Origin of the sequence: Herbaspirillum sp. RV1423 (genome assembly GCF_000577615.1) — a bacterium.
Lineage (GTDB): Bacteria > Pseudomonadota > Gammaproteobacteria > Burkholderiales > Burkholderiaceae_D > Herbaspirillum.
On sequence record NZ_CBXX010000002.1, the window covers coordinates 133,358 to 145,313 of the forward strand.

The window sequence follows — 11,956 nt, forward strand, 5'->3', positions numbered from 1 at the left end:
CTGACAAGCTTGCAAACATCAGAAGCCGGATCGAGGCTTATCTCGCAGAGTGGCACCCGCACCCGTATTGACCTGAGGTCATCGTCAGAGCTGCGTCCCGCCTTTAGTAACGGGGGGACAAATGTCTTATGACAACAAGGAACTTCCTGATAGGGGAGCGTGGAATTTTCCTATAGAGTTGCCGCATCATACCGAAGATTATTCACCGTTATTTCTCTATGGAATCTCGTTGTATTTCTGTAACGTGAAGTGGGTATTGTTTGAAGGGTATTGTATTTTATGCAGTAGTTATAAATCGAATTATCCATGTCGCACCGTATCGTTTCCAGGGGAGTAATGTCATGAATCTATCCAGCATGAAAGTATCCAGCCGGCTTTACCTTGGTTTCGGATTGACTCTGATCCTTCTGCTCGGGATTGCCCTTTTTAGCTATACCCGCCTGTCCGTCTTGAACGACAACGTCAATTTCCTGGTCAGCGACAGATATGCCAAGACCGTGTTGGTCGACTCGATATCCAATAACATCAACCTGATAGCCCGCGCAGTGAGAAACGTGGCCTTGTCCGGCAACGAGACCATGACATCGCAAGAGTTGGCCCGGATAAAGAAAGCCCGGGAGGAAAATACCGCAACCTTGCAAAAGCTCAGTGACGCCATCACCAGCGAAAAAGGCAAGAAGCTGATGGCGGCGCTGAAACAGTCGAGCTCGGAGTATTACGTCGAACAGGGAAATCTACTCACGTTGCTGGCAAAGAAGGATGCCGACGATGCCAACAAGCTGATCTTCGGCGCCATGCGCACCAAACAAGCCGCGATGTTTGAATCGCTCAAACAGCTATCGGACTATCAGCGTTCCCTGATGGACGACACTGTCGCAGAAAGTCAGGAAACCTACCACAATGCGTCCGTGTTGTTGGTCACGCTCAGCACAGCGGCGTTTGCACTAAGTCTGATTGCGGCGTTGCTGATCACCCGTAGCATCATTCGTCAACTGGGCGGTGAACCTGACTATGCAATGTCCATCGCCAGCGACATTGCTAGCGGCAATCTTGCGCGCTCGATCACCATTCGCCAGGGCGATCAAACCAGTCTGATTGCATCCATTCGCGTAATGCGCAATCGTCTTGCAGAGATTGTCGGCCAGGTGCGTGCCGGCACCGATACGATTGCTACGGCTTCCGGTCAGATTGCCAGCGGCAATCTGGACTTGTCGTCCCGAACCGAACAACAAGCCAGTTCGCTGGAAGAAACTGCGTCGGCAATGGAAGAGATCACCTCCACAGTGAAGCAAAATGCGGATAACGCACGCCAGGCGAATCAATTGGCGGTCTCCGCTTCCGAGGTGGCCATGGCCGGAGGCAACGTGGTCAGCCAGGTGGTGGAAACCATGGGGTCGATCAATGCCTCATCCAAAAAGATCGTGGATATCATCAGTGTGATTGACGGCATTGCTTTCCAGACGAATATTCTTGCCTTGAATGCCGCCGTGGAAGCAGCTCGCGCAGGCGAGCAGGGCCGAGGCTTTGCCGTGGTGGCGACGGAAGTGCGCAGCCTTGCACAACGCTCGGCTACTGCCGCCAAGGAGATCAAATCTCTGATCGACAGTTCCGTCACGCAAGTGGATACCGGCAGCAAGCTGGTGGCGCAGGCCGGCTCGACGATGAATGATGTCGTCAATAGCGTCAAACGCGTCACGGACATTGTCGGAGAGATCACATCCGCGAGCCAGGAGCAAAGCGACGGCATTGAACAGATCAACCTTGCCATCACGCAAATGGACGAGGTTACTCAACAAAACGCCGCGTTGGTCGAAGAAGCTGCCGCAGCAGCCCAGTCAATGCAGGAACAAGCAAGCAAGTTGTCCGACGTGGTCAGCATTTTCAAACTCGATCCGACAAAGACCGGACCTCAGATCCAGATATCGACGGGGCATGAACAAATCCGCGATATCACGCCTATGTTGCCCAGACTGCAAACGGCGAAGCCTGCAAAGAAGCCGGCTTTTTCAACAGGGCAAGGTTAAGGATCTCACGGGTTTTTCTCATTCGCCAACGGCATCCCCATTGCCTGGAACAACGATGCCGTATCTGCCAACCTCGTCGCCACGGCGCGAATCTCCGTCAGCCTGGCGTTCTGGAATTGCTTTTCTCCCGAACGCACGGCGCTGGGCGCAATGGCGCCGAATTCCGCACGTCGTTCAGCGTCGCGCCAGTATTGCTCATTGCGCTGCCGCGCGCCGGCTGCCGCCGCCAAGGTGTCGGCATCGTGGGTCAGGGCGCTGAGGCTGTCGGCGACATTCTGGAACGCGTTAAGTACCGTTTGACGATAATTGTCTTCCGACGCCCGATAGGCATCTTGCGCGGCGCGACGCCTTGCCTGGAGGGCGCCGCCATGAAACAGCGGCTGCGTCAGCGAAGCGCCGATGCCCCACACGGCGCCGCTGGAAGCGATGGATGTGGGCCAGGTGAAGCCGGCCTGGCCGAAGGAGGCGGTGAGCGACAGGCTGGGGAACATTTCGGCCGTAGCCAGTGCTTCCTGGGCGGCGGCCACTTTCAATGCCGCATCTGCTGCGAGGATGTCGGGACGCTGTCGCAACAACTCGGAAGGAATGCTCACCGGCACGCGGTCAGGCAGCGTCAGGGCGGCGAGATCGAGGTCGGGCGGTGCAGCGTCGGGAGTGCGGCCCATCAGGACGGCCAGCATATGGCGGGCAGCTTGCCATTGCGTGTGCAAGCCGGGCAGCGTGGCGCGCAAGGCGTCGGCATTGGCCTGGGCATTCAGCAGGTCGCCGCGCGAGGCGGAGCCGAGTTCGAGGCGACGCTGCATTTCCGTCGCATCGGCATCGGCAAGCGACACCAGCCGTTCCGTCGTCTCGACCTGCGCGCGCAGCGCCGCGCCGTTGATGGCGGCGATGACGACATTGGCAGCCAGCGCGCGGCGAGCGGCGTCAAGCTGGTAGGACTGGGCGTCGACTTGCGCGGCGAGCGCCGAGTTGGCGTAGCGTTCGACGCCGAACAGATCGAAGGTGTAGCTGATGTCCAGTTGACCGGCGAAGACGTTATACAGATTGGTCTGCGGTCCCAGATTCGGCAGCCCGAGCGCGCGTTGCCGGTTGGACTGGACGGTGGCGTCGATGCTGGGGAACGTCGATTCGCCGACTTGCGCGCGCAATTGCTCGCGGGCGCCGGCCAGGTTGTGCATCGCTTGCGAGAGGGAGTAGTTTTTATCCAGCGCTTCGTTGACCCAGGCGGACAACTCGGCCGAGCGATAGGCTTCCCACCAGGCCGGCACCGGCCGTGCGCCCAGCACGAATTTCTGAGGAGCGTTGGCCGGACCTGTTTCCGCAGGAGCAGCTTCGACGCCATAGTGCGCCGGTTGCGGCATGTCGGGGGCAATGCCTTTCGGACCGAGAGCGCAACCCGACAGGGCCAGCGCAACGAGACACAGCGCATAGCGGGGAGAGTGAAAATCAGCGGCGCGCATCAGCGGCTCCCTTCTGGCGGAATGGTGGAATTGGCTGGGCCGGTTTCATCCGGCTTGACCCGGTAGCAGAGCGCGTACAGCGCGGGCAGATAAAACAGGGTCAGTACGGTCGCGATGGTGATGCCGCCCATCAGCGCAGTCGCCATCGGACCGAAGAAATTGCTGCGCAACAGCGGTATCAGCGCCAGCACCGCGGCGGCGGCGGTCAGCGTGATCGGCCGGAAGCGCCGCACGGTGGCGCCGACGATGGCGTCGAGGCGGCCGCGACCGGCGGCGATGTCCTGCTCGATCTGATCGACCAGGATCACCGAGTTGCGCATGATGATGCCGAGCATGGCAATGGTGCCGAGCATGGCTACGAAGCCGAACGGCTGATGGAACAGCAACAGCGCGCCGACCACGCCGATCATGCCGAGCGGCGCGGTCATCACCACGATCAGGACGCGGCTGAAGCTTTGCAACTGCACCATCAGCAACAGCAGCACGGCGATGACCATCAGCGGCATCTGCGCCGAAATCGACGATTGCGCCTTGGCGTTTTCTTCGACCGGGCCGCCGACCTCGATGCGATAGCCGACCGGCAGTTCGCGCCGCAGCGCGCCAAGTTTTTCGTCGATTGCATTGCTGACGTCGATGCCCTGGGCGCCGGCGCGCACGTCGGCCTGCACCGTGATCGTCGGCTGGCGGTCGCGCTCCCAGATGATGCCGTATTCCAGTTCGTTGCGGATGCGGCCCAGCGTACTGAGCGGTACCGGGCCGAACGCGGTCGGTATCGCCATCGAATCCAGGCGCGCAGGATTGACGCGCTCGTTGCGGGGAGCGCGCAGATCGACGCTGATCAGTTTGTCGCGTTCGCGGTATTGGGTGACGTTGTAGCCGGACAGATTCATGGCCAGGAAATTGGACACTTGCTGCGAGGTCAGTCCCATTTCGGCGACGCGCTTCTGGTCGATCTCGAAGCTGATGGAGCGTTGCGCCGGTTCGTCCCAGTCGAACTGGACATTCGTGGCGCGCGACTCCTTGCGGATTTCGGCGGCGACCTTGTCAGCGACGGCGCGCACCTCGGGGATTTTCTCGCCGCTGATGCGGAACTGCACGGGAAAGCCGACCGGAGGGCCGTTTTCCAGACGCGTCAGGCGCGTGCGCAGGCCGCTGAATTGTTCACGCAATGGCGCTTCCAGCGCTTTCGCCAGCTTTTCGCGGTCTTCCACCGATTTGGCGGTCACCACGAATTGCGCGAAGTTGGTGCTCGGCAGTTGCTGGTCCAGCGGCAGATAAAAACGCGGCGCGCCGGTGCCGACGAAATTGATGACGTGGTCGATTTCCGGACGCCCCTTGAGGACGGCTTCCATGCGCATCGCCTCGCGCTGCGTTGCTTCAAACGAGGCGCGTTCGGGCAGGCGCAGATCGATCAGCAGTTCCGGGCGGTCCGAACTCGGGAAAAACTGTTGCGGCACCAGCCCGAAAGCGGCAAGGGAACCGAAGAACAGCAGCGCCGTGACGATCACGACGCGCCCGCGATAGTGGACGCACCACGACACCATGCTGCGCAGGCGCGTGTAGATGCGGGTCTGGTAAATCGCGTGGTCGTGATCTTCGGCGTCATGGTCGGCGTGCGGATGATCCATTGCGTCGTCGTCCTTGCCGGCATGCGCGTGCGGCTTTTCCTTGAGCATGTGAAAGCCCAGCAACGGAATCAGCACGACCGCCGCCAGCCACGACAGCAGCAGGGCAATCGCGGAGACTTCAAAAATCGAACGCGTATATTCGCCGGTGCCGGATTTCGCCAGCGCGATGGGAAGGAAGCCGGACACCGTCACCAGCGTGCCGGTCAGCATCGGGAAGGCCGTGCTGGTATAGGCGAAGGCGGCGGCGCGGCGGCGATTCCAGCCTTGTTCGAGTTTCACCGCCATCATCTCGACGGCGATGATGGCGTCGTCCACCAGCAATCCCAGCGCCAGCACCAGCGTGCCCAGCGACACCTTGTGCAGGCCGATGTCGAACATGTACATGAACAGGGCGGTCACCGCCAGCACGATGGGAATCGAGATCACCACCACCATGCCGGTGCGCAATCCCAACGACAGCAGGCTGACCACCAGCACGATGGCGATCGCTTCGGCCACGGCTTCGAGGAAATCGTCGACCGACTTCTCCACCGCGTGGGGCATGCTGGCGACGGCCGTCAGCTTCAGGCCGGCCGGCAGCCGCGTGCGCAGCGCGTCGGTCTTTTCGTCGAGCGCCTTGCCGAGCCGGATGACGTCGCCGCCCGGTTGCATGGTGACGCCGATGCCGAGCACCGGCTTGCCGTCGGCGCGCATTTGCTGTTCTTGCGGATCGTCGTAGCCGCGCGTGACGGCGGCGATGTCGCCGAGGCGGAAGTTGCGGTTGTTGATGCGGATGATCTTGTCGGCAATCGCCTTGACGTCGTTGAATTGCCCGCTCGGGCGCACATACAGGCGGTCGTCGGCGGTGGTGACGAGGCCGCCGGGGGCGACGGCGTTCTGGGCGCCGATCAGGTCGCCCAATTGTTGCGGAGTGATGCCCAACCGCGTCATCTGCGCGTTGGAAATGTCGATGTAGATGTGCTGGTTGCGGTCGCCGAAATAATCGATCTTGCCGACGCCGGGCACGCGCAGCAGTTCGCCGCGCAATTGATCGGCATAGTCGTGCAACTGCGCCGGCGAAAAGCCGTCGCCTTCGAGCGCATAGATGTTGGTATAGACGTCGCCGAATTCGTCATTGAAATAGGGACCTTTGACGCCGCCGGGCAAGGTCGCCGCTATGTCGCCGACTTTCTTGCGCACCTGATACCAGGTTTTCGGCACCTGGCCGGCGGGGGCGGTGTCCTTGATGGTGAAGAACAGTTGCGATTGTCCGGGGCGCGAATAGCTGCGCAGGAAATCGACGTCGGGCGTTTCCTGCAGCTTGCGCGCGATGCGGTCGGTGATTTGTTCCTGAACCTGGCGGGCGGTGGCGCCGGGCCAGTCGGTCTCGATGACCATGACCTTGAAAGTGAAGGGCGGATCTTCCGATTGCGACAGGCGCGAATAGGAACCGATGCCGAGCAAGGTCACCAGCGCCAGGATGAACGTGACCAGCGCCTGATGCTGCCGACAGATTGAAACGGCCGGGAGCGCTCATAGTGCGAAGTCCTCGGCATGCAGCGGCGCGATCGCTTTCACTTGTTCGCCTGCCGTCAGCGTGTGCACGCCCTGGACCACGATTTTCTCGCCTGTGGCGATGCCGTCACTCAAGGTCACGCTGCGTTCGCCATAGGCGCTGACCGTCACCGGACGCAATTCCAGCTTGCTGTCGGCGGGTCGCACGATCCAGACCGCCGGACGGTTGCCCTGATGGAACAGCGCCGTGGCGGGAATCACGGTGGCCGTCGCAGGATTCTTGTTCTGCTGCGATGCCTGTGATGAAACAGCGGCGGAGGCGCTGGTGTTGATCGCCACTTCGCCGCTCATGCCCAGACGCAGCGCCGGGTCTTGCGTCTCCAGCGTCACCTTGACACGGTAGGTGCGGCTCTGCGGATCGGCCGCCGGACTGACTTCGCGCACACGGCCGTTCAAGGTGCGATCCGGCATGGCAGTCAGTCTGATGGTCGCCGGTGCGCCGACGCGGATTTTGGCGACCTGGCTTTCGGAGACTTCGGTCGTCACATCGGTCGCCCCCGACCAAGCCAGCGAAAAAACCGGTTGCCCGGCTGCCAGCACTTCGCCAGTGTTGGCCTGCTCGGCGCTGATCACGCCGTCGTGTTCGGCGATCAGCCCGGTGTAGCTGCGCTGATTGCCGGCGACCGCGGCGCGCGCTTGCGCGCTTTTCAGTTGCGCCTTGGCGGCCGCGTAGGCATCCTGCGTCTGCTCAAGCTGCAAGGCGCTGATCAGCTTGTCTTGCGCCTGCCGGGTGTCGCGCTGGAATTGCTTTTCCGCGGCGTCGTAATGTTCGCGCGCGGACGCCAGTTCGGCTTCGGCGCCGGCGGCATTGTGATCGGCGTCGGCCGGATCCAGTCGCGCCACGACGTCGCCCTTGCGCACGCTGTCGCCCAGATGGACGCGCCGCTCGATCACCTGACCGGCAATCCGGAACGACATCGGCGTGACAAAGCGCGATTGCACTTCGCCGGGCAAGGTCAGCACATCCGCTTTGCCGTCCACCTGCGCCGGCAACACCACGACTTCGCGCGGCGCATCCGCGACGACGGCGGCCTTCTGGCAGGCGCTCAGCGAGAGCATCACTGCCAGGGCAAGCGGCAGCAGGATCGGCGCGGCAACGCGCCTGGAGGGCGGAACAAGCTGCGCCGGAAGACGAGCAGCGGACCGGGGCAGCGGTGAGCGGGAATGATGGGCAAACTTCACGACGTTCCTTTCTGGGGAGGGGATGTCCAGATCGTCGATCGCTCCGAACATTGTCAATACGACGAAATCAAAATGCCCGAAACGGGAATTTTTTGCATTCTAATACACTAATGAATCCAGATGCAACATTGTATTTGAATTGTGGCGATGCTAAAATCACGCCATGACACGCCAACGCCTAAGTCGCGAACAAAGCCGAGAACAGACAAGAGAACGCCTGCTTGAAGCGTCGCATGCCGTCTTTTTGCAAAAGGGATTCGCGCTCGCCAGCGTCGAAGATATTGCCGCCGCTGCTGGCTATACACGGGGAGCGTTCTATTCAAACTTCAATGACAAAACCGAATTGTTTCTGGAGTTGCTGCGCCGGGAAAGCGCGGAAATAGACCTCGAATTTCACCGTTTGTTGCAAGGGCCGTTGATCGACCCGGCCGAGTTGCTGGAAAAACTTGCCGCGTATTACAGCACCCTTTATCGCGACGACATGTGCAGCCAGTTGTGGATAGAGGGGAAAATCGTCGCCGCGCGCGATGATAAATTCCGCGACAAGCTAAGCGTTTTTCTCAGGGAGCGGCACGAACAGATCGCCGAGTTTGTCGTCACCTTCGCGACCTTGAGCAATACGCCGCCCGCCGCACCTCCGCATCAAATCGCCATCGGCCTGATGGCCTTGTGTGAAGGCGTTTGTTTCGCGCATCGCTGCGACCCCGAACGGGTCGACGACAAGACCGCCGAAGCCGTGCTGGCATGGTTTCTAAAGGCAACGATCGCCATGCCGCCGGCATCGCCCAAGGCATTGAAGGCGATTGCCAAACCGGCTGCGTCAAAGAGCGGGAGCGCCGCTACTCGGAATAAGCCGGCTGCCTCCAAGCGCAAATAAACATGGCCGCAGCGTTTGTGAAAACGCTGCTCGTCCTCCTTCGCAAACGACAATTTTTGTCCCGCGAAAGCAAGGCTTCCTTTGCCGCACTCGACGCGTGTTCCGCGATATTGCCTGTCGACAATGTTTTTTTTCAGTGCTGTCATAACGTTGTCACGCAACTTTATTACGATTGCAAATTAAACAATAATTTGCTGTTAATCGGGGTGCGAACTAAGTGGATACGGATTTCAATCTAGCGCCAGTTGCCGGCAGCTATCTGCAGCAGCCTACAGCCAGCGCTCTGGCAGTTGCCGTACCTGTCGTCACTTTCGAAGAGAACAATGCCAAGGTGCTGGAAGTATTCGGCCGGCATCGCGAGTTGATCAGCTTGCCGGTGCTGGAGAACGATCGCCCGATCGGACTCATCAGCCGCAATATCTTCATGTCGCAAATGTCCAAGCCCTACCATCGCGAGCTTTACGAGAAGAAGAGCTGCATCGCATTCATGGACAAGGATCCATTGATTGTGGAAGTCGATACGACCATTGAAACGCTCGGCGCGCTGGCGGTGGAATCCGGCGACAAGACGCTGGCGGACGGCTTCCTGATCGTGGATGGCGGCAAGTTTTCCGGCCTGGGTTCAGGCCTGGAATTGATGCGCATGATGGTGGCGTTGCAGGCGGAGAAAAACCGTCATGTGATGCAGAGCATCGACTACGCCAGCGTGATCCAGCGCGCCATGCTGAGCGCTTCGCGCACGGCGATGGCGCGCGCACTCGACGACGCCTGCCTGGTATGGGAGCCGCGCGATGTGGTGGGCGGCGACTTTTATCACCTCGAGTGTTTTCCCGACGGCTGGTTCGCCGCGGTGGCGGACTGCACGGGACACGGCGTGCCCGGCGCCTTTCTCACGCTGATTGCTTCCTCGTCGCTGAAGCAGGCGTTGGAATTGCATGGCCCGCGCGACCCGGCCCTTGTCATGAGCGAAGTCAATCGCGGCATGAAGCGCGTGCTGGGGCAGCATGCGACGGCAGAGCAATTGTCGGAGTCGGACGACGGCATGGATGCCTGTTTCTTCTGGTTCGAGATGGCCACCGCTCAACTGACTTGCGCCAGTGCCAAAATGTCCTTGCTGGTGCTCCTGCCAGACGATGAAAAAGTGCAGACCGTCGACGGTGAACGCACCGGCCTCGGCTATGTGGATACGCCGGACGACATGCAGTGGACAAACCGCCGCGTGCAGTTGGTTGACGGAGCGATCGTGATGACTGCGACGGACGGCATCATCGACCAGATTGGCGGTCCCAAGAACATTGCATTCGGCAAGCAGCGCCTGCGCAATGCCATGCTGGCTTACCGGCATTTGCCGATGCATGAATTCGGTAAAAAGATCATGGAAGAACAAAAGACGTATCAAGGTCATCAGCGTCGCCGCGATGATCTCACTTTCTTCAGTTTTCGTTTGAGCGGATCTACTAACAGGAAATAGAGCGACAGATGGATGTCAATGGAATGCAGCAGCAATGGGATGATTTTCACCGCTATGTGGAGCGGCGCGATGTCATCTTTTACTATATGGGTTATTTTTCGCAAACCATCATCGCGGCGATGGCGGACGCCGTCAAGCTGCGCGTCGAGCATGTCGGCGCCGTGGCGCTGACGCGCAGGAAGTTGTTTTCTTCATTCATCGAGATGGCGCAGAATATCGTGCATTATTCGGCGGACTCCTACGAAAAAGAGGGACATGCCGAGCCGTCGATCCGCCACGGTGCGGTGTTCATTTCGCTGACCGACGAGCGCTACTATCTCCATTGCGCCAATCCCGTCAATGCCGACGTCGCCGAGAAGTTGCGCGAGAAGCTGGAGCATCTGCGGTCGCTTACAATTGACGAGATCAAGCGGGAATACAAAGAAATGTTGCGGGCGGAGACTCCGGCAGACAGCAAAGGGGCTGGTCTGGGTTTTCTGACGATGGCGCGCGATGCGAGCGCGCCGCTGGAATTCGAGTTCTCGTCTCCGACCGTCGACGGCACATCGATGTTTTATTTAAGAGCGACTATCTGACCAACAGCATGCGGCGGAAAATCCGTTTTTTTCGCGGCCTGTCTGATTTAAGAATGAGTATATGGATAATCTATTTATAGCGGCTAGCCCGAGTTCTCCCGAAGTGGATTTTCGTTTTGACGAGCGCCTGCTGTCCCTGAAAGGGGAGTCCTACCCTGAGAACGCGGCGCAATTCTGGGGCGACATCATTGCCGTCCTGCGCCAGTTCCTGGAGCAGGACGCGCTTGCCGCAGCCATCACGGTGAATGTGGCGCTGGCTTACTTCAACAGCTCCAGCACCAAGATGCTGTTTTCCCTGTTCGGGACGCTCAATGAAAAGGCGAAGTCCGGCACCGAGGTCGTTCTCAATTGGTACCATGACGAAGAAGACGACACCATATTCGAGTTCGGGCAAGAGCTGAGCGAGGATTTTCCGAATCTCACGTTTCGCGATCAAGCGGTGAAAAGCTCATGAAGGGCGTTGATCTTTTCGAGGTGGAAACGGCCATCCTGGCGCGCGCCACGCAGGTCGCGGCAAGCGGCACCGAGGATCTTGCCCAATATCGCCTGACGCTGGAAGAACTGGTCCAGGGCTATGGTCGGCTCATGCGGGAAAGCCGGCGCCTGATCGCCCGCAGCGACCGCACCGAGCTCGAGTTGAATCAACTGAATTCCAGGCTGAAGCAGCTCAGCGATGAACTGGATTACAAGGCAAGGCATGACAATCTCACGGGCGCGTTGAACCGTGGTGCCGTTTTTGAGCGTGCGCATCATTTCCTCAAGAATTCGGCATTGTCACTTGTCGTTCTCGACATCGATTTTTTCAAAAGCATCAATGACGAGTTCGGGCATCCGGCCGGCGACGCCGTCATTCGCGAGCTGGTGAACCGCTTGCGCATTACGCTGGACGGCAAAGGCGAGATAGGCCGCGTCGGCGGCGAAGAGTTTACGGTTCTGTTGCCCGAAGTCGCTCTCGACGACGCTGTGGTGCTGGCGGAAAAAATCAGGATTTCAATCATGCAGGAAGTTTTCCCTTGCCTGCCGTCGCGCCCGGTAACGGCGAGCTTCGGCGTTTCCTGGAGCGGAGCAGGGAGTGATTTCGAAGACGCCTATGCGCGCGCCGACGCGGCATTGTACAAAGCCAAGCACGGCGGCCGTAATCGCGTCGAACGCGAATCGCAAGCGTCGGCAGTGTCTCTGTAGCCG

The 11,956-nt window shown here is 59.8% G+C and carries 9 protein-coding genes; 6 read left to right on the forward strand and 3 right to left on the reverse strand.

Annotation, left to right across the window (positions count from 1 at the left end; translation table 11 throughout):
* Positions 1–341: 341 nt before the first annotated feature.
* Positions 342–2,024, forward strand: a complete 1,683-nt coding sequence (locus RV1423_RS02440; RefSeq protein WP_081768651.1) for a methyl-accepting chemotaxis protein — start codon at positions 342–344, stop codon at positions 2,022–2,024.
* Positions 2,025–2,029: 5 nt separating this feature from the next.
* Here RV1423_RS02440 and RV1423_RS02445 read toward each other — a convergent pair whose 3' ends face one another.
* The 3 genes from RV1423_RS02445 to RV1423_RS02455 are packed head-to-tail and all read right to left on the reverse strand — an operon-like array spanning position 2,030 to position 7,725.
* Entirely contained in the window at positions 2,030–3,484 is a 1,455-nt protein-coding gene (locus tag RV1423_RS02445; RefSeq protein WP_034292759.1) for an efflux transporter outer membrane subunit, read from the reverse strand.
* Positions 3,484–6,606 (reverse strand): efflux RND transporter permease subunit, encoded by a 3,123-nt coding sequence (locus tag RV1423_RS02450; RefSeq protein WP_197034868.1) that lies wholly within the window; start codon positions 6,604–6,606, stop codon positions 3,484–3,486. Before RV1423_RS02450 ends, RV1423_RS02445 begins: the two co-directional genes overlap by 1 nt.
* Before the next feature lie 18 nt (positions 6,607–6,624).
* Entirely contained in the window at positions 6,625–7,725 is a 1,101-nt protein-coding gene (locus tag RV1423_RS02455) for an efflux RND transporter periplasmic adaptor subunit (protein ID WP_034292761.1), read from the reverse strand.
* 286 nt (positions 7,726–8,011) lie between these two features.
* Between RV1423_RS02455 and RV1423_RS02460 the strand changes: the two genes are divergently transcribed.
* The 5 genes from RV1423_RS02460 to RV1423_RS02485 all read left to right on the forward strand — a co-directional run bounded on the left by RV1423_RS02460 (position 8,012) and on the right by RV1423_RS02485 (position 11,953).
* Positions 8,012–8,725: a TetR/AcrR family transcriptional regulator gene (locus tag RV1423_RS02460; RefSeq protein ID WP_034292763.1), complete on the forward strand. Its 714-nt coding sequence runs from the start codon at positions 8,012–8,014 to the stop codon at positions 8,723–8,725.
* 217 nt (positions 8,726–8,942) lie between these two features.
* The gene (locus RV1423_RS02470; RefSeq protein WP_034292767.1) at positions 8,943–10,196 is read left to right on the forward strand and encodes a SpoIIE family protein phosphatase; all 1,254 of its coding nucleotides are present in this window, start codon (positions 8,943–8,945) and stop codon (positions 10,194–10,196) included.
* An 8-nt stretch (positions 10,197–10,204) separates the two neighbouring features.
* Positions 10,205–10,771, forward strand: a complete 567-nt coding sequence (locus tag RV1423_RS02475) for a SiaB family protein kinase (protein ID WP_034292769.1) — start codon at positions 10,205–10,207, stop codon at positions 10,769–10,771.
* A gap of 61 nt (positions 10,772–10,832) precedes the next feature.
* Positions 10,833–11,225 carry a DUF1987 domain-containing protein gene (locus tag RV1423_RS02480; protein ID WP_034292771.1) on the forward strand — a complete coding sequence of 131 codons (393 nt, stop codon included), beginning with the start codon at positions 10,833–10,835 and terminating at the stop codon, positions 11,223–11,225.
* Positions 11,222–11,953: a GGDEF domain-containing protein gene (locus RV1423_RS02485; protein ID WP_034292773.1), complete on the forward strand. Its 732-nt coding sequence runs from the start codon at positions 11,222–11,224 to the stop codon at positions 11,951–11,953. The genes RV1423_RS02480 and RV1423_RS02485 overlap by 4 nt, the downstream gene beginning before the upstream one ends.
* Positions 11,954–11,956 lie beyond the last annotated feature (3 nt).

Coding starts and splice junctions, on each gene's coding strand:
- RV1423_RS02440 (WP_081768651.1), top strand. CDS start 342: ATGAATCTATCCAGCATGAAAGTATCCAGCCGGCTTTACCTTGGTTTC.
- RV1423_RS02445 (WP_034292759.1), bottom strand. CDS start 3,484: ATGCGCGCCGCTGATTTTCACTCTCCCCGCTATGCGCTGTGTCTCGTT.
- RV1423_RS02455 (WP_034292761.1), bottom strand. CDS start 7,725: ATGCTCTCGCTGAGCGCCTGCCAGAAGGCCGCCGTCGTCGCGGATGCG.
- RV1423_RS02460 (WP_034292763.1), top strand. CDS start 8,012: ATGACACGCCAACGCCTAAGTCGCGAACAAAGCCGAGAACAGACAAGA.
- RV1423_RS02475 (WP_034292769.1), top strand. CDS start 10,205: ATGGATGTCAATGGAATGCAGCAGCAATGGGATGATTTTCACCGCTAT.
- RV1423_RS02480 (WP_034292771.1), top strand. CDS start 10,833: ATGGATAATCTATTTATAGCGGCTAGCCCGAGTTCTCCCGAAGTGGAT.
- RV1423_RS02485 (WP_034292773.1), top strand. CDS start 11,222: ATGAAGGGCGTTGATCTTTTCGAGGTGGAAACGGCCATCCTGGCGCGC.